The following is an 18,116-nucleotide window of genomic DNA, read 5'->3' on the forward strand; positions in this document are numbered from 1 at the left end:
ACATTATGACTTTTATGAATATATGTGCTCAATTATTACACTTTTATCTTTAACGAAGCAGAGCTTCGGGGAATATATCCCATAGAGATTTAAAAACAACTTAACCATATTAACAATTATTCAATCCCGCCGGTTTATACAGATCAGTCTAAACCGGCAACACACTCGGCATCTCTCAAAGAACACATCACGCAAGTTCAGCAGTAACCGCAGGATCAACGCACCTATCAGCCATTCCATCACTCGTATTGCATCAGGTCTGTTCTGCTCATTTTAAAAGCCGTTTCGGAAGGGATACTGCATAAGCCCAACGGCGAGACTTACAATTTATAAGTACGAATAATCACTGCATTTATCAAGTTCCGGCATCAAATAGCCGCAAAAAAACAAAGCAGCAGGCGATCAAAACCAAACGAGAACAAGCCCCCCTCTTCGCCCACCGCCAGCACTGGGAAACCGAACCAAACCCCGAAACCGCCCTCCAGCCCAGCCTATCCGGCCTATCTGTCCTATCAGACCTATTCTTTCTTCGCCCCCATAAACCACAAAAGCCGGTGATACTACCACCGGCTTTCGCGAATTCTGCTGTCTTTGCTGAAAATCTCAGCTTCCGATGTACTCCTTGAGCACCTTGTTGTAGGCGGACTGGCGGAGGCGGCGGATCGCTTTTTCCTTGATCTGGCGGACGCGCTCGCGGGTGAGCTTGAACTTTTCGCCGATCTCTTCGAGCGTGAGCGGGTTATCCATGCCGATGCCGAAGTAGGAGCGGATGACGTCAGCCTCGCGCGGCGCGAGCACCGAGAGCGAGCGCTCGACTTCGAGCGTGAGCGAGTCGCGGTTCAGGGTGTGGTCGGGCATGTGGCCGTCGTTCTGCAACACGTCGAGCAGGCGGTTGTCGTCACCCTGCGCAAAGGGCGCATCGACCGAAACGTGGCGTCCGGCGATCTTGAGGGTGTCGGCCACGTCCTGCGAGTCCATGTCGAGCAGGTTGGCCAGCTCCTTGGTGTTGGGGTCGCGCTCGTACTCCTGTTCGAGCTGGCTGTACGCCTTGCTGATCTTGTTGAGCGTGCCGACGCGGTTGAGCGGCAGACGCACGATTCGCGACTGCTCGGCGAGCGCTTGCAGGATCGACTGCCGGATCCACCAAACGGCGTAAGAGATGAACTTGAAGCCGCGGGTTTCGTCGAAGCGCTTGGCGGCCTTGATGAGGCCGAGATTGCCCTCGTTGATGAGGTCGCCGAGCGTCAACCCCTGGTTCTGGTACTGCTTGGCCACCGACACCACGAAACGCAGATTGCCCTTGATGAGCTTGTCGAGCGCACGCTTGGCCCGCCGGTACTCGACAGTATCGACCGGCATGTCGTAGCCTTCCTTGATGGCCATCGTGAGTTTCACCTCGTCTTCGGCTGTCAGGAGATCGTACTTGCCGATCTCCTGAAGATAACGATCAAGGGAGAGGCTCTCCCTGTTGGTAATCTGTTTACTGATCTTCAATTGCCTCATGAATTGATCCTCGTTCGAACTTCATGGTACTATCACGGATAACTTGCCAATACTCCATCCTGCAAACCAGAAAAAATCGGGCATATCAGCAGGATTCCGGATAGATGAAATCAAACTGGGAATATCTGAAAAAATTCGGACTTTTCTGTTTTCCGGCTAAAAATAAAACGACTCCACTACGAGAGAACTTCAAGATTTCCTTGCAGCTTCAACACCAGCGAACGCGCCTCTTCGAGCTTCTCCTTCTCCTTGGCCACAACATCGGCAGGCGCATTAGCCACAAACCCCTGATTGGAGAGTTTTTTCTGCAACGATTCGATGTAGGCCGTCACTTTGGAAATCTCCTTCTGCAGACGGGCCTTCTCTTTGTCGAACGATATTAACCCTTCCAGCCTGATAAAAAGTTCATTACCGTTAACTACCGAAGCCGCCGAGTGGGCAGGTCTTTCGACGCTTTGGCCAAGCTCGACTTCGCACCGGGTCAGGGCCGGGAAGATGGCGCGACCGGTCTGGAGCGCCGAGAGTGCGGCGGGCGACGAGGCCCGGATGACCGCGCTGGCTCGCAGGTCGTGCGGCACGTTGAAGGCCGAACGGAGGCTGCGGATTTCCGACACCATGTTGCGCACCAGGTCAAACGCTTCGGCATCCTTCGCCGTCCACGCGGCATCGGCTTGCGGCATCGCCTCTTTGGCGATGGTCTCTTCGGTGCCGCGCGGCGCGATGGCGTGCCAGATTTCGTCGGTGATGAACGGCATCACCGGGTGCAGCGCCTTGAGCACCCCTTCGAGCACCGAAACCGCCAGGCACACCGCGTGGCGCGAACGCTCCGCCGAAGCGTCGCCCGCAAGCTCGCTCTTGAGCGCCTCGACGTACCAGTCGCAGTAGTCGCCCCAGAAGAACTCGTGCACGATCTTCACCATATCGTTCACCTTGAAATTCGCCATCGCCTGGTGATAGCGTTCGAGCATGGCGCTGTAGCGCGACATGAGCCACAGCCCGGCGGAGGACATCAACGCGCGGTCGGGCGTGAACGCCGCGAACGCTTCGACGAACTCCTCGCGGGTGGCGAAAAGCTTTTCGCGCTGCATGAAGACGAAGCGCGAGGCGTTCCATATTTTGGTGGCGAAGTTGCGGCCCAGCTCGCACTTCTCCTCGCCGAAGAGCACATCCTGGCCGAGAGGGGCGATGTAGACAATGGTGAAGCGCAGGGCGTCGGTGCCGTAGGTGTCGATCACCTTGAGCGGGTCGGGCGAGTTGCCGAGCGACTTGGATAGCTTGCGCCCCTTCATGTCGCGGATGATGCTGGTGAAATAGACGTCGCGGAACGGCACGTCGCCCTTGAAGTGCAGTCCGGCCATAATCATGCGAGCCACCCAGAAGAAGATGATGTCCGGGCCGGTCACCAGCGTGTCGGTCGGGTAGAAGGCGCGGAGATCATCGTTGTCGCTGTGCAGGCCCGTCCAGCCAAGCGTGGTCAGCGGCCAGAGCCACGACGAAAACCAGGTGTCGAGCACATCCTCGTCCTGCGAAAGCTTGTCGGTTCCAGCGAGGTGACACGCCTCGTCGTAGGAGGAGGCGACCCAGACGTTGCCGTGCTGGTCGTACCAGGCCGGAATGCGGTGGCCCCACCAGAGCTGGCGCGAGATGCACCAGTCCTGGATGTTCTCCATCCAGTGGCGGTAGGTGTTGATCCAGTGCTCCGGGTGGAAGCGGATTTCGCCGTCGTTGACCGCCTTGAGCGCCGGTTCGGCGAGCGGCTGCATTTTCACGAACCACTGCTCGGAGAGGTACGGCTCGACCACCACATCGGCGCGTTCGGAGTAACCCACGTTGTGCTCGTACTCCTCCGACTTGACAAGATGGCCCAGCTCTTCGAGGTCGGCGACGATCTTGTCGCGAGCGTCAAAGCGATCCATCCCGGCGTAGCCGCACTCGTCGGTCATGCGGGCATCCTTGCCGATCACCGAAAAGAGCGGCAGATTGTGGCGCTTGGCCACTTCGTAGTCGTTCGGATCGTGCGCCGGGGTGATCTTCAGCGCGCCGGTACCGAACTCGATATCGACGTAGTCGTCGGCGATGACCGGCACGTGGCGTCCGGCAATCGGCACGATCACCAGCTCGCCGATGAGGTCGGCGTAGCGTTCGTCGTTCGGATTGACCGCGATGGCCACGTCGGCCAGAATCGTCTCGGGGCGCACGGTGGCGATGGTGATCGAGCGCGTCGGGTCCTTGGCGAGCGGGTAGCTGACATAGACCAGCTTGTCGCGTCGGGACTTCATGATGACCTCTTCATCCGACAGCGCCGTCTGCGAAACCGGGCACCAGTTGATGATGCGGCGGCCACGGTAGATCAGCCCCTCGCGGTAGAGCGCCACGAAGGTGTTGATGACCGCCTCGGAGGCTCGCTCGTCCATCGTGAAGAGGTTGCGCCGCCAGTCGCACGAGATGCCAAGCTTGCGAAGCTGGCGAAGGATCAGACCGCCGTACTCCTCGCGCCACTCCCACACCTTGTCGAGAAAATCGCGCCGCCCGAGGTCGTGGCGCGTGAGGCCCTCCGCGCGCAGCTTCTTCTCCACCACCGTCTGCGTCGCGATGCCCGCGTGGTCGGTACCGGGCAGCCACAGCGCCTCCTTGCCGCTCATGCGGGCGTGGCGGATGAAGATGTCCTGGAGCGTGTGGTTCAGCACGTGGCCCAGCGTCAGACTGCCGGTCACGTTCGGCGGCGGCATCAGCACCGAGTAGGGCGTCGCGCCCTTTTCGAGCACCCGCGAGTGTTCGGCGTGAAACGTGCCGAGCGCCTCCCAGTGCGCGCTTCGCCAGCGCTCTTCGACTTCGTGGTGGTTGTAGGTTTTATCGAGATTCTGCGCGGAATGGTCACTCATGGGTCTGGTTCAAAGCAAGGTTGAAAATTACAGACGCCCCCCTTCGAGGAGGCGTCTGAAAAATCGTTATTTCCCGATCTGTCCGGTCTTTCCGGCGTTTCTCACTCCTCTTTGGCGGGGGCTGGACGCTTCTCGAAAATCTGGTCGATCAGGCCGTACTCCTTCGCCTCGGTGGCGTTCATCCAGCGGTCGCGCTCGGAGTCTTCGCGAATTTTCACCACATCCTGACCGGTGTGTTTGGCGAGCAGGTCTTCGAGCAGGTGGCGAATCTTTTCGATCTCGCGGGCCTGGATGAGAATGTCGGTCTCCTGACCCTGCGCTCCGCCCGAAGGCTGGTGGATCATGATGCGCGAGTGCGGCAGCGATGCCCGCTTGCCGGTCGCGCCGCTGGCGAGCAGGAACGCGCCCATGCTGGCCGCCATGCCGACGCAAACCGTGGAGATGTCGGGGCGGATGTACTGCATCGTGTCGTAGATGCCGAGGCCCGCCGACACGCTTCCGCCGGGTGAGTTGACGTAGATGTAGATGTCACGCTCGGGATCTTCCGATTCGAGGAAAATGAGCTGCGCCATGATGAGTCCGGCCACATGCTCGTCGATGGGGGAACCGAGGAAGATGATGCGCTCCCGCAAGAGGCGGGAAAAAATATCGAACGCACGCTCGCCACGCCCCGAGGTCTCGATGACCATCGGCACGAGCTGGCTCTGGATGCTGTTTTCAATCGCTCCGGAGTAGAGCTTTTTTGCGTGATGGTCGAATCCGAAATTGATATTTGCCATGTGCCTGAACTTTTTTGTTGTTGCCCGGCGAAATATACACTCAAATTCCGCAGAGTAGTGCAATGAACACCTAAAATACAGAGACGGAACAAGATTTCAAGAAATCCGGTTCCGCTTTCCTTAATTTATTCGCGAGCGCCTCCGCCGCCTTTTCGACTTTTGATATATTGACCGATTCACACCACCAATTCAAGACCGTCAGTCATCATGCAGGTACGCCTCATCTCCGTCACCAATCCGCTCATCGAAACCGACAACCGCACCCTCACGCCGGAAGGACTCATGGCCTACTGCGCAAGGGTTTCAAGCCCGCACCAGGAGACGCCGGATTACGAAAAGCTGCTCGCTTACTGCATCCGGAAAAAACACTGGAGCGTGTTCGAGATGGTGGACATGACGGTTGAAATCACCACCTCGCGAGCCATCTCCCCGCAGATTCTCCGGCACCGCAGCTTCTGCTTCCAGGAATTTTCACAACGATACGCCAAGGCGCAGGCCACCGAAAAGTACGAGCCGAGGCGTCAGGACACGACGAACCGGCAGAACTCGCTCGATGATCTCGACCAGGCAACCGTAACCTGGTTTGACGAAGCACAGGACAAGATCGCCCGTCTCGCGTTCGAGAGTTACGAAGAGGCGCTGGAAAAAGGCATCGCCAAGGAGTGCGCCCGGGTGCTGCTGCCGCTCGCCACGCAGACCCGGCTCTACATGAAAGGCTCGGTCAGAAGCTGGATTCACTACCTCGAAGTCCGCACCGACCCCGCCACCCAGAAAGAGCACCGCGACATCGCCGAAGCCGTGCAGGCGATTTTTGTGGAGCAGTTCCCCGTGACAAGTGCTGCTTTAGGCTGGAAAATCAATTGATTAATGGATAATTGACAATTGAAATTGTAAAGGGCGGTTCGCGAGCCGCCCCTACAAGAAGAATTATCTTTCTCCTATTCGTCCCATACGACCCATACGTCCTATTCTTTCTGTCTTCACGCCATGTGCCCAAGCAGCTTGATGAGCTGCGAGCGCAAGTCCTTGCGATGCACGATCGTGTCCACAAAGCCGTGCTCCTTGAGGAACTCCGCTCGCTGGAACCCTTCGGGGAGATCGCGCTTGATGGTGTCGCGGATGACTCGCGGCCCGGCGAAGCCGATAAGCGCTTTGGGCTCGCTGATGTTCAGGTCGCCGAGCATGGCGAAGGAGGCGCTGATGCCGCCCATCGTCGGGTCGGTCATGAGCGAAATGAACGGAATGCCTCGCTCGCCGAGGCGCGTCAGGCGGGCGGAGGTCTTGGCCATCTGCATGAGGCTGAACGCGCCCTCCATCATGCGCGCGCCGCCGGATTGCGAAATCACGATGAGCGGCGCGTTGAGTTCGACGCTCTTGTCAGCCGCCCGCGAAATCTTTTCGCCCACGACCGACCCCATCGAACCGCCGATGAAGCCGAAATCCATCGCCGAAACGACCAGCGGCGATCCATCCAGGACGCCGGTGGCGTTCCGGCACGCCTCGGTTTTGCCAGATTTTGCAATCGTGTCGCGAACGCGCTGGGGATAGTTTTTCGTATCGACGAACCCGAGCGGATCGGCTGCCCTGAGCTGGCCGTCAAACTCCTCCCACTTTCCGCCGTCAAACAGAAAGGAGAAATAGAGAACTGGTGAGATGCGAAAATGAAAACCGCAATCCGGACAGGTGTAGAGATGGTCTTCGAGCTGTTTTTTGTGCAGGGCCGCCCCGCATGAGTCGCATTTCGACCACAACCCCTCAGGGGTATCGCGTTTATCCGTCGTTCGTATCGAAGGATTCGCCCGTTTGAACCAGACCATTTTTATTATTACCGCTAAAGAGTTTACATTGAAATTTAAGATATAAACTCGACACGATTTCCCAAAAACAGGCTGTGCCCGGAGTCCCTTGTGAACCGCAAACACCAACAGCTTCTGCCTCTTCAACCATTCCGAATGTTTATAAAACTGGCGCTCCTGCTGCCAATTGCAATTCTGGCGATGCTGCCCGCCAGTGAATCGCGGGCTGCGACCATCGTCTGGCCCGACACGCTCGCCACACCGAATCACCGTTACGAAATCCTTCCGACGATGCGCCCGCTCCGTAAAACCGTCGGCCTGGCCCTGTCGGGCGGCGGCGCGAACGGCATCGCCCAGATCGGCGTACTCAAGGCGCTGGAGGAGGAGAACGTACCCATCGACTTCATCGCGGGCACCAGCATGGGCGCGCTGGTCGGCGGGCTGTACAGTTCGGGCTACACCGCGTCGGAACTCGAATCGCTCGCCTTTTCTCTTCCCTGGCAGAAGCTCGTTTCGCTCGACAACGAAGCGCCCAGAACCAACACCTGGCTCGAACAGAAAAGCATCCGTGATCGCGCCTCCATCGCCATCCGCTTCGAGAAGTTCAGGCTGGTCGTACCCAAATCGCTGAGCGCGTCGCAAACCCTCACCCGAACCATCGACCTGCTCATTCTGAATGCTCCCTACCATGCAGGCCGCTCGTTTTCCGACCTGCCGGTCGAGTTTCGCGCCGTCACCACCGACCTGCTTTCGGGTCGCCGGGTGACGCTCACCTCGGGTCCGCTTTCGGAGGCGATGCGGGCCAGCAGCACCATTCCGATTCTCTATCTGCCAATCGAGCGCAACGGGCGGAAGCTGGCCGACGGCGGGCTGGTGGCCAACCTTCCGGTCGATGAACTTGACCGGTTCGACGCGGGCTACAAGGTGGCCGTTGACACGCACGGCAGAATGTACACCGACAGCAACGAGATCGACCTTCCCTGGAAAGCCGCCGACCAGGCGATGACCATTCTGACCCAGATCCAGTACCCGCAGCAGCTCGAACAGGCCGACATGGTCATCACTCCCGACCTCGACAACCACAAGGCGACCGATTTCTCGGACATTCGCCAGATGATCGCCGCCGGGTACGCCAAGGGCCGCCTGCTCGCTCCGGTCATCAAACGGAACATCCAGATCGGCCCGCGAAACGAAATCGATATTACCGGCTTCGGCAAAAGCATCGAAGGCATCCCGAATTCCAGCGAGTATATCGAGCAAGCCCGGACGGCGAAAGCTATCGTGCGCAGCGACAGCCGCGTCAAAAAAATTCTGAACGTACTGCTCGAAACCGGCCTCTTCACGCGGGTTCATGCCCGGCTCGACCGGCGAACGAAAAGCGCGGCCTTCGTGCTCGAACCGCTACCGAGAATTGAAAAGATCGAGGTCACGGGCGGCCCGGCCAACGCCGTTCCGGAAAAGGAGATCGGCAACGCATTCCTGCCGGTGACCGGAAAACTCTACACCAGCGAGGTCGCGACCGGCGCGCTTGAAAAGCTGATCCGGCTCTATCGCGACAAGGGCTACAGCCTCGTGGGCATCGAGAGCGCCTCGGTTGCCGACCAGACGCTCACCGTCCGGCTCACTTCGGGAAAAATTGAAAACGTCAAGATCGAGCAGGACAGAAAGCTCACCAGGCCGCTAACCGTTCGCCGGGAGCTGGCCGTTGACACCACCAAAGCGTTCCGTTACGCGGAGGCTGAAAAAACGATCGACAACCTCTACGGCACGGGGGTGTTCAACCGGGTCTCCCTGAGCGCCGACAACTCCCGACAAGAAAAGGATGGCGACCAAACCCTGCTGGTCAGGCTCGACGAAAAGCTGCCGACAGTACTTCGCATCGGCGTTCGCTACGACGACACCTCGAACGCGCAGCTCCTGCTCGACTTCCGGAACGAAAACCTCTATGGCGCCGGAAACTCCGCCGGAGGGTGGGCCAAGATCGGACCGAAGAACAATCGCTTCAACCTCGAATTCAGTATGCCGCGAATCGGAAGCACGCCATTGACCATGTTCACCAGAGCGTTTTTCGACCAGCGCGATTTCGAGACGCGCCAGCTCGCGCTCATCGGGCAATCGGGCTTGCAGGCCACCGGAAAGCCTCGCTCGCTCGGCATCCAGCGGTACGGCATCACGACCTCGTTCGGCACCCGAATCAGCAAAAACGGCCGACTGGCGGCAGACATCACCGTGCAGAACGCGCAGTCATATATCAGGGACAGCATCGACGAGCCATTCGCTACCGGAAACCTCAAGCTGGCCTCCATCGGCGGTCAGTTCACCTATGACAACCGCGACAGTTCGTTCCTGCCTTCAAGCGGACGATACACCAACATCCGGTACAATTCGACCTCCAGCCTCTCCGGCGATCCGGAAAGCTTCTGGCAACTGGCGGCGTCTCACGAGGAGAACTTGCAGATCGGCTCGTCCACCACGCTCCAGTTGACAGCCCTTGCCGGAACCAGCAGCGAGGAGGTGCCGCTATCGGAAAAATTCTTCCTGGGCGGCACGGGCAACTCCTACTGCTACCGCTTTATCGGGTTGAAAGACAGCGACCTCGTCGGCAACAACATCGCCGTCGCCAGAGCGATGCTGCGCTACAGATTCCCTATGCAGCTCCTTTTCCCCACCTCCTTCACCCTGTCGTACAACATCGGCAATGTGTGGGAAAAGCGCGAGCAGATGTCGATCAGCGAGCTGCTTCAGGGCGCGGGAGTGGGGCTGGTCTGGGAGACGCCGATCGGCCCGGCGCAGTTCACCGTCGCCAAGCCGTTCGCTTTTAAAAGAGATGAAGTCAATAATGACGCCCAGATCGACTTTACCGAAACCGTGTTCTATTTCAGCCTCGGCCACGACTTCTGAGAACAGGGCGCCTCTAAAAAATGTTATGAGCGGCCTGAGTGCAAGGCGGATGGAGAAGAGAAAGCGGAGTCCCGAAAGCTTTCGGGATGAGGATTTCGAGCACCACCCAACGCAGCAATCGGGGCGCGCAACAAGTTTTTAGCGGTGTCTAACATCTGAAACCCTATATCGACACCTTTTGACAGCAAACACCAAACCGCGGAAACCGCATATTCTGGTCTGTAATGACGACGGCATCGAAGGCCCTGGCCTGCACGCACTCGCCGCCTCGATGAAAAAGCTCGGCATGGTGACGGTGGTCGCGCCCGCCGAACACCAGAGCGGCAAAAGCCACGCCATGACCCTCGGCGAGCCGCTGCGCATCCGGAAGTATCTCAAAAACAACCACTTTTTCGGCCACACCGTCTCAGGCACGCCCGTCGATTGCATCAAAGTGGCGCTGAGCCACATCCTCGACGAAAAGCCCGACCTGATCGTTTCGGGCATCAACTACGGCAGTAACACGGCCATGAACAGCCTCTACTCCGGCACCGTGGCCGCCGCCCGCGAGGGGGCGATCCAGAAAGTGCCGTCGCTGGCCTTTTCACTGACCACCTACGAGAACGCCGACTTCACCTACGCAGCCAAATTCGCGCGGCAACTGGCCCGCGAGGTACTCCGGCGAGGAATGCCGCCCGACACCATTTTGTCGGCCAACATCCCCAACGTCCCCGAAAAAGAGATTCGCGGAATCCTCTGCACCCGACAGGGGCGGTCGCGCTGGGAGGAGTCGGCCATCGAGCGGCACGACATGTACGGCAACCCCTACTACTGGCTCGCCGGCTCGCTCCAGTTGCACGACGACGATATTGCGGAGGACGAATACGCCGTGCGCCAGAACTACGTGGCTGTCACGCCGATCTCCTGCGACATGACTGACCATCGCTTCCGCAGCGAACTCGAAACCTGGGGCCTCAAAAGCACTTTCAAGAAGTAAGCACGTGAACACTTTTCTCATCGATTACCAGCACATCCAGACGCCCAGAAAGGGCTTTTCCCGCCTCTTTTGCGACTACGCCTCCGAAAGCGAGGCGCGCGCAAAACTGCTGGAGGAATGCTTCCATCTCGACTACCGCAAGGATGCCGACTACTATCGGCGCCTCGGCCTGCTCGCCTCGCGCAACTTCCGGCGGGAGGCGCTCGTGGAGCTGCTGACGGAGCAGAACCGGCGGTTCGGCGGCTCGGAGCGACAGCAACGGGAGATCGAAAAGCTGCGCTCGCCGCGCTGCATGGCGATCGTCACCGGCCAGCAGACCGGCCTCTTCACCGGCCCGCTCTACACGATTTACAAGGCGCTGACCACCGTGGTGATCGCCCGCAAGCAGAAGGCGCTGTTCCCGGAGTACGACTTCGTGCCGGTGTTCTGGATCGAGAGCGAAGATCACGATTTCAACGAGGCGTCGTCAACCGTGCTCTTCTCCGGCGGCGGCCTCGAACGGATCACGGCGGAGGGGGCGCACCGCCAACCCGACCAGATGGCCGGAGCTACCATGCTCGGTGCAAGCATCGGCGAAACGGTGCAGGAGTTCCTCGACCTTTTGCCCGACACGGAGTTCAAGCCGGAGATCGCCGAGATGCTCCGCGCCTGCTACGAACCGGGCGTCACCTTCGAGATCGCCTTCGCGCGCACGATGAACCGGCTCTTCCATGACCACCCGCTGATTCTCGTTTCGGCCAACGACGCGCGCTTCAAGCAACTGGCCTCGGAGATACTCTGCCGGGAGATCGAAACCGCGCCCGCTTCGTCGTACGAGGTGGTGGCGCAAAGCTCGGCCCTCGAATCGATGGGCTACCCGGCGCAGACCAAGCCGCGCGCGGTCAACCTCTTCTACCTCAACCAGCTCGGCCAGCGGCTCAAAATCGAGCAGCCCTCGCCCGACAACTTCGTCGTTTTGCCCGACCGGCAGCGCTACACGCGCCATCAACTGATGGAAATCTGCCACGATCACCCCGAAAAATTCAGCCCGAACGTCGCGCTCCGGCCAATCGTGCAGGACGCCGTACTCCCCACCTTCGCCTACATCGGCGGCCCCGGCGAAATCAGCTACCTGGCGCAGTTCCGCAAGGCCTACGAGCACTTCGGCCTCGCCATGCCCTTCGTGATTCCGCGCGGCAGCTTTACGCTCGTCGAACCAAAGATCGCCCGCACGATGGACAAGGTGCTCAAAGCGAGCGGCAGGCCGAGCTTTTCGCGGCGGCAGGTCTATGAAGCGGTATTCGAAAATGTGCAGGAGCTGCGCAAATCGATGGTTTCCGGCGGTGACAGCGTGGACATCGACGCACTGTTCGGGCAGGTGGAGTCGGAGGTCGCCCGGTCACTCTCGACGCTCGAACCGGCGCTCGTGAAAATGGATCCGACCTTGCAGGCCGCGCTGGCCGCCTCGACAGGCCAGATCACGAAAATCATCGGCAACATCCGGGAAAAAACCTGGCGGGCAGGCCGCCGAAAGCACGACGAGCTTTTCCAGCAGCTCGACAAGGCGGAGCTGAACCTCTTCCCCGAAGGCAAGCCGCAGGAGCGAAGCATCAACATCTTCCACTACCTCAACAAATACGGCCCTTCACTGATCGGCGAACTGGCGAAGGTGCTGCAAGGCTACTCGACAGAGTCGCATTTGATCGTGGAATTGTAAAGAAAGGGACTTCAAGGACGAAAACGACAAAAGGGACAAAGAAGATCAGAAAATCCTCATTGTCCCTTCAGTCCCTGATGTCCTTCAAGTCCTTTGCTATTAACGCCTTACCCCGAATAGGTGTGCACACTGTTCTGCGCTGAAGGCAGATAGTTTACGCCGAACCAGCAGACCAGCAGCACGAAGAACGAAAGACCGAGGTACCACTGGAGTTTGCGCGGGTCGGTCTTGCGGGCCACGAGGTGCAGGTAGCCGAGGTAGGCCAGCCACGAAATGAAGGCCCAGGTCTCCTTTGGATCCCACGTCCAGTAGTGTCCCCACGCCTCCTTGGCCCAGAGCGCGCCGAAAATCAGGCCGAAGGTGAGCAGCACGAAGCCGAGCAGGGCGAGATAGTGCGACATCGACTCCCCCTTCTCCGAACGCTTGCCACGAAAGTTCTGGATCACGTTGTGCCAGCCGGAGACCGCCGAGGCCGCCAGCAGCACGTAGCCCACCAGATAGACCACCACGTGCGGCACGAACCACGGACTCTGCAACGCAGGCATCAGCGCCTTCTCGAAGACGTCCGGGTGCAGGTAGTTGATGCCGAGAAACACCGTCGCCAGCCCCATGCAGTAGTACTTGAGCCAGCCGATCTTGTAGCGATACTCGACCAGAAAGCCGACGACGGGAATGAGCGTCGCGTACCAGAGCCTCGTTTCACCAAGCGTGCGGAGCGGCGGACGTTCCAGCGCGATCCAGTAGGAGGCGAGGAACCACGCGAGCACAAGGGTGCCGCCGAGCATGAAGAGCCAGGAGAGCGAGCCGAAAATTCTGGAGTTTTTCGCCGGAATCTGCAAAAGGCTGCCCGCCGCCCAGCACACGACAGCCGCAAGGGCCATTGCCGGAAATTCGACCAGGGTCATGCCGCCTCCATCTTTTTAACGCCTTTCCAGAAAAACAGCACGTTGCCCGCCATGATCATGAAAAATCCGACATACACCGCAGGCAGCCACGGGTCTCGCACCGCCTCGACAAGGCTCAGCGTTGACCAGCGTCCGGCGCTCTCGTCGTACCCGGCCTGGTAAAGCTTCCAGCCCTGCATATCGACAGGCTTGTTCACTTCGAGCGTCTCCATCCTCTTCTCGCCGCCCGCGCCTGTCAGCATCACCTCCGAGCGGAACGCCTTGGGCGCGCCATCGGCCATCACGATGAAATAGCTGCCCATCGGAACAAAGAGCGGCTTGAGCCGAGGCCCGCCGGAGCTGATCCAGCGCTCGGAAACCTTACCGTTTTCGTCGATCCTCACCCTGGCGAACGCCACCCCGTTGTCGCCCGGCACCGGCGTACCGTGCGCACCGGGCAAGGCGCTGGGCAGATAATCGAGCACCGTCACCGAACCGAGGCCCGGCCACTCGACCTTGACTCCTTTGCCGATCTCTGGAACGAGCTTGGATTTCGGCTCGACGAGCCGGTCGTTCGCGGGATCGTACAGGGCGAACTTGGGCGCATACTGTTCGATCTGGAAATCTTTCAGGTAGATCGAAAAGGGGAGATGAATCGCCTCTTCGGTTTGGCGATTGTAGGCCACATCGCTCGCCTTGCCTTCGTAGAGCGGCACCACCAGGCGTTCGAGCTGCGTGGCGCCGAGCAAGCCGCAGGAGAGCGCGATCCAGAAGCCGCCGTGAAAGAGCATGAACTGAAGGTTGGCCGCCCTGAACGGAATGGTCTTCCAGACCAGCGCAAGGCCGAGATTGAAGAGGAACAGCAGCGTGACAAGCGCGAACGGCCAGCTCGAAAACATGCCGTTCAGCCGCAGCATCGCCACCATCGAGCCGGGCGGAAACTTGTCCTGGGGCAGCACGCCGCCAACGAGCGAGAGCAGCGCCAGGCCGACAATCAGGCTTAGCCCCAGCGGAATGCCGCCAAGCCACGAAATGAGGGGATGCTCCCGGTAGAGGAGACCGACCGCAAAAATCAGCGATCCGAAAACAACGAGAAAGACGAGGTTGAAGGGCCAGCCCGGCATATCGATGCCGCCGCCCCCCGTCAGAATTTCTATGCCCAGTCCGGCCAGAATGGCCACCAGGGTGAACAGCGCCGCATCCTTGAAACCGGCGGTCGCAGCTCCGGTATTGTTACTTCCTGACATAGACTCAACCTGCTGTTCCATCACCACAACTTCCACCAATCTCAGTATCGTCTTTCTTCAATATCTGGCAACACTTGCACACGAAGGTGTGCAGTTCCGCGCCCGTCGCGCCCTCGCGAATCTTCTCCACGGCATTGCGAATCTCCTGCTTGTAAACGCGCGATTTGATATTCTGCCCGCCGCGCTTCTTGTGCAGGTACTGGGAGACCGCCGCTGGCGTGACACCCAGCATTTTTGCGGCGCTGGACTGGGTCAGACCCGTTTTAACCAGCTCTTTGGCAAGATCCGCCCTGATCTGGGGCAAATAGTACCATACAGCTTTTTCACAGGGAAAAATCATCGATAACTTGTTTTCTTGAGGATATTGATACAGACGCGAACCGGTTACGGGGCCGTTCCATTCGCCGCTTTCGGCAAGCTTCGCCAGCCAAACCGGCATTGCCCGCCCTAAGTTATTTAAAATTTCGTTAACATTGTTACCACCCGGTAACCCACACTTTTTTTCAATGGCCGACAGTAAGCGAAAACAGAGCGCCAGGAGAGTCGCCGGCTGGATCATCATCGCGCTGATTCTGATACAGTTCATTCCGCTGAACCGGGTCGGCCCGCCGTCGAAACCGCCCTCGCAGATTTCCGGCAGCGTACTTGCCGTCCTGAAACCGCACTGCTTCGACTGCCACTCCGACGAAACGAAATGGCCCCGGAGCGCCTACATCGCGCCGCTTTCGTGGTACGTCACCGGCAAAGTGCGGCAGGCCCGCGAGGCGCTGAACTTTTCGCGCTTCGACGCGCTTCCGGATGCGGCCCGGCGCGAAATCGAGCAATCGGCGTTCAGCCTCGCCGAATCGGACGGTCTGTCAGAACATGGCGAGATTCCCGGATTTCCGCCGGTGAGCATGACAAAAAAAGAGCGAGTGACTCTGGCCGGATGGGCCTCGAATAACAATCGTGAACAGAAAGAAACAATACACAATTCATCGCACTGATAAAAGAGTGCGGCGCTAAAAATTTTTACCCCGTTAAAAAAATCGGAAAGGATCGGAAACAGTGCTGCGGCCTGAAAGCGGATGGTTTGCCAGATTAAAAATTAATGCTGTAACCTTCGGGATAGAAGCCCAGAATGATGTCGATAACCTTTTCCGGATCATCCTCGACGTAGATAAAATCGAGGTCAGCTTCAGAAATGAACCCTTTCTCATCGAGCATCCGGTTCCGGAACCAGCCATACAGGTCGCCCCAGTACTCCGAGCCCATCATGATCACCGGAAATTTCTGGCTCTTGCCGGTCTGGATGAGGGTGATCGCCTCCGAAAGTTCGTCGAGCGTGCCGAAGCCGCCGGGCAGCACGACGAAGGCCTGGGAGTATTTGAGGAACATCACCTTGCGCACGAAGAAGTACTCGAAGGTGACGAGCTTGTCGTAATCGATGTAGGGGTTGGGGCGCTGCTGGTTGGGCAGCTTGATGTTGAAGCCGATCGACGCGCCGCCGTTGCTCTGCGCCCCTTTGTTGGCCGCCTCCATCGCGCCGGGGCCGCCGCCGGTGATGACGCCGAAACCGGCGTCGGCAAGCAGCCGCCCCATCGTTTCGCCAAGCTGGTACTCCGGGTCGCCCTCTTTGACCCTGGTCGAGCCGAAGACCGAAACGGCGGGACCGACAGCCGACATGATCTCGAATCCGTTGACGAATTCGGCCATGATCTTGAAGACGCGCCAGCCGTCGGCCATGAACTCGCTGCCCGGCATGAGCGCCATCTCCTTTGCAGGGTTGCATCGGGGCGGCTCGGAAGCCCAGCCCGGTTTGTCGCGTTCACGGCCTTCCATGCGGCTCAGAGTTCGAGGAAGTTTCTGATGAGGTCGTGCCCGACGGAGGTCATGATCGATTCGGGGTGGAACTGCACGCCGTACAGGCCGAGTTCCTTCGAGTCGAAGGCCATGATGACGCCGTCCTCCGTCCACGCGCGGATTTCGAGCACCGCCGGAAGCGTTGCTCGCTCCACGACGAGCGAGTGGTAGCGGGTGGCCGTGAAGGGGTTCGGGATGTCGCGGAACATCCCCTGCCCGTCGTGATAGACCTGCGAGGTCTTGCCGTGCATGATCTGCCCGGCGCGGACGACCTTGCCGCCGAGCGCTTCGCCGATGGCCTGATGGCCGAGGCAGACGCCGAAGAGCGGAATTTTGCCTTTGACGGCGTTGATAAGCGCAATGGAGATTCCGGCGTCGGCGGGCGTCCCCGGCCCCGGAGAGATGACGATCTTCTCCGGCTTCAGCGCGAGCGCCTGTTCGACGGTGATTTCATCATTCCGGTGCACCGCGACTTCGGCCCCGAGTTCGCCGATGTACTGGACAAGGTTGTAAGTAAACGAGTCGTAATTGTCTATAACAAGAATCATGAGAGCACGTAAAACACTAATTTTCAAAGACTTATAAAAATTCTTCCGGATGCCCGCTGCTTCGACATTGGTCGGCTCCGCAGGCAGACTTCAAGGCGCAATATAGTTCCGTTTAGGCTCGAAACTCAAATGTGTTGTTGAGGGGGAGGTGAAGTCTTTTAGTACTGCCGGATTTATCACACGAAACCGTCAACAACTATAGTGATTTTTTATGTTTTTTTATCATATCTTTATGTTCTCTTTTCAACACTGTGGGTTTTAGTAAATACACTTTCTTAAATAGCTTAAATTTTTCTTCTAATGTCATAATCACATTTTCCTGATTTGAACACCACCACTTATAAAACTCCACAGGTTGTGTAGTATATGGCACAGAGGCTTTAACACGTCTAGAATAACCTTTAAATTCTATTTTTACTTTTAATCCCAAAACATTCTTAACATATTCTGGATGATGAGCCTTTAATTTTGATACCAGTATCTCAAACACATCTTTATTGACATAAAATGGAGTGGATTTTCTAACCGCATCAAACGCGATTGGATCTTCACTTAGCCACTCAGATACTTTTTTTGTCCTCGTACCATTGTTATCAACTATTGTTAAAGGATCTTTAAGACAATAATACCTTTGAGAGTCAGGATAAAAAATATGAACATTAAAATCATCACCAAGGTCAACAAATTCCTTAGCTACTGATAAATCTTTTTTTTTAAGATTCTCAATTATATCCACATCATTACCTTCAGCGCCACTGTACTTATCAATTAGTGAATCGACATCTGCCCCCAAGAAAAAATCCTCAATAAAATCCCATCGTTCAGAATTTTTAAAACTTCTCAAAAAAAAGTGATCATAAACTTGATTGCTTAAATAGTGTCTTTCCAATGTTTTTGACAGAAGGCTATTTGAATAATTTGGACTGATAGAATCTCGCGCAATTCTATCCGGGTCGTTAACACGAATAAAGGCCACCTCGAAAAAGAGGGATTTGAAATATTCTTCTGACCAGCGACATCGAAACAAGGCAATATTGCCCGCAAAAGCAGTGGTTCATTGAT

At 57.7% G+C, this 18,116-nt stretch carries 15 protein-coding genes; 5 read left to right on the forward strand and 10 right to left on the reverse strand.

Annotated elements, in window-relative coordinates; translation table 11 throughout:
* Window positions 1-603: 603 nt before the first annotated feature.
* The 3 genes from EST62_RS12365 to clpP all read right to left on the reverse strand — a co-directional run bounded on the left by EST62_RS12365 (window position 604) and on the right by clpP (window position 5,164).
* A complete protein-coding gene (locus EST62_RS12365) occupies window positions 604-1,503 on the reverse strand; it encodes an RNA polymerase sigma factor RpoD/SigA (RefSeq protein ID WP_129052373.1) in 900 nt (299 codons plus the stop codon).
* Window positions 1,504-1,679: 176 nt separating this feature from the next.
* On the reverse strand, window positions 1,680-4,385 hold the full coding sequence (locus EST62_RS12370; protein ID WP_129052374.1) for a valine--tRNA ligase: 2,706 nt from the start codon (window positions 4,383-4,385) through the stop codon (window positions 1,680-1,682).
* 101 nt (window positions 4,386-4,486) lie between these two features.
* On the reverse strand, window positions 4,487-5,164 hold the full coding sequence (gene clpP / locus EST62_RS12375; protein WP_129052375.1) for an ATP-dependent Clp endopeptidase proteolytic subunit ClpP: 678 nt from the start codon (window positions 5,162-5,164) through the stop codon (window positions 4,487-4,489).
* 207 nt (window positions 5,165-5,371) lie between these two features.
* On the opposite strand from clpP, the gene thyX reads away from it, so the two are divergent.
* Window positions 5,372-6,028 (forward strand): FAD-dependent thymidylate synthase, encoded by a 657-nt coding sequence (gene thyX, locus EST62_RS12380; protein ID WP_129052376.1) that lies wholly within the window; start codon window positions 5,372-5,374, stop codon window positions 6,026-6,028.
* Between the two features lie 116 nt (window positions 6,029-6,144).
* On the opposite strand, the gene accD is transcribed toward thyX, so the two are convergent.
* The gene (accD, locus tag EST62_RS12385; RefSeq protein WP_129052377.1) at window positions 6,145-6,981 is read right to left on the reverse strand and encodes an acetyl-CoA carboxylase, carboxyltransferase subunit beta; all 837 of its coding nucleotides are present in this window, start codon (window positions 6,979-6,981) and stop codon (window positions 6,145-6,147) included.
* A gap of 135 nt (window positions 6,982-7,116) precedes the next feature.
* Between accD and EST62_RS12390 the strand changes: the two genes are divergently transcribed.
* The 3 genes from EST62_RS12390 (at window position 7,117) to bshC (ending at window position 12,533) form a co-directional block, all read left to right on the forward strand.
* Window positions 7,117-9,861, forward strand: coding sequence for a BamA/TamA family outer membrane protein (locus tag EST62_RS12390; protein ID WP_245153652.1), 2,745 nt, complete (start codon window positions 7,117-7,119; stop codon window positions 9,859-9,861).
* Window positions 9,862-10,039: 178 nt separating this feature from the next.
* The gene (surE, locus tag EST62_RS12395) at window positions 10,040-10,837 is read left to right on the forward strand and encodes a 5'/3'-nucleotidase SurE (RefSeq protein WP_129052378.1); all 798 of its coding nucleotides are present in this window, start codon (window positions 10,040-10,042) and stop codon (window positions 10,835-10,837) included.
* Between the two features lie 4 nt (window positions 10,838-10,841).
* The gene (gene bshC / locus EST62_RS12400) at window positions 10,842-12,533 is read left to right on the forward strand and encodes a bacillithiol biosynthesis cysteine-adding enzyme BshC (RefSeq protein WP_129052379.1); all 1,692 of its coding nucleotides are present in this window, start codon (window positions 10,842-10,844) and stop codon (window positions 12,531-12,533) included.
* 107 nt (window positions 12,534-12,640) lie between these two features.
* Here the strand turns inward: bshC and EST62_RS12405 are convergent, their stop codons facing one another.
* The 3 genes from EST62_RS12405 to EST62_RS12415 are packed head-to-tail and all read right to left on the reverse strand — an operon-like array spanning window position 12,641 to window position 15,004.
* Complete coding sequence (locus EST62_RS12405; RefSeq protein WP_129052380.1) at window positions 12,641-13,438, reverse strand: cytochrome c biogenesis protein; 798 nt, start codon at window positions 13,436-13,438, stop codon at window positions 12,641-12,643.
* Complete coding sequence (locus tag EST62_RS12410) at window positions 13,435-14,664, reverse strand: cytochrome c biogenesis protein ResB (protein WP_129052381.1); 1,230 nt, start codon at window positions 14,662-14,664, stop codon at window positions 13,435-13,437. The genes EST62_RS12405 and EST62_RS12410 overlap by 4 nt, the downstream gene beginning before the upstream one ends.
* Window positions 14,665-14,668: 4 nt before the next feature.
* Entirely contained in the window at window positions 14,669-15,004 is a 336-nt protein-coding gene (locus tag EST62_RS12415; RefSeq protein ID WP_129052386.1) for a transcriptional regulator, read from the reverse strand.
* Between the two features lie 166 nt (window positions 15,005-15,170).
* On the opposite strand from EST62_RS12415, the gene EST62_RS12420 reads away from it, so the two are divergent.
* Window positions 15,171-15,650 (forward strand): heme-binding domain-containing protein, encoded by a 480-nt coding sequence (locus EST62_RS12420; RefSeq protein ID WP_129052382.1) that lies wholly within the window; start codon window positions 15,171-15,173, stop codon window positions 15,648-15,650.
* A gap of 94 nt (window positions 15,651-15,744) precedes the next feature.
* On the opposite strand, the gene EST62_RS12425 is transcribed toward EST62_RS12420, so the two are convergent.
* From EST62_RS12425 to EST62_RS12435, 3 genes are all read right to left on the reverse strand, one after another.
* The gene (locus EST62_RS12425; RefSeq protein ID WP_167599353.1) at window positions 15,745-16,485 is read right to left on the reverse strand and encodes a TIGR00730 family Rossman fold protein; all 741 of its coding nucleotides are present in this window, start codon (window positions 16,483-16,485) and stop codon (window positions 15,745-15,747) included.
* A 5-nt stretch (window positions 16,486-16,490) separates the two neighbouring features.
* The gene (locus EST62_RS12430) at window positions 16,491-17,054 is read right to left on the reverse strand and encodes an aminodeoxychorismate/anthranilate synthase component II (RefSeq protein WP_129052383.1); all 564 of its coding nucleotides are present in this window, start codon (window positions 17,052-17,054) and stop codon (window positions 16,491-16,493) included.
* Between the two features lie 196 nt (window positions 17,055-17,250).
* Window positions 17,251-18,030 (reverse strand): hypothetical protein, encoded by a 780-nt coding sequence (locus tag EST62_RS12435; protein ID WP_129052384.1) that lies wholly within the window; start codon window positions 18,028-18,030, stop codon window positions 17,251-17,253.
* Window positions 18,031-18,116: the final 86 nt, after the last annotated feature.

The sequence above is a fragment of the Chlorobaculum sp. 24CR genome (assembly GCF_004118635.1).
Taxonomy (GTDB): Bacteria; Bacteroidota; Chlorobiia; order Chlorobiales; family Chlorobiaceae; genus Chlorobaculum.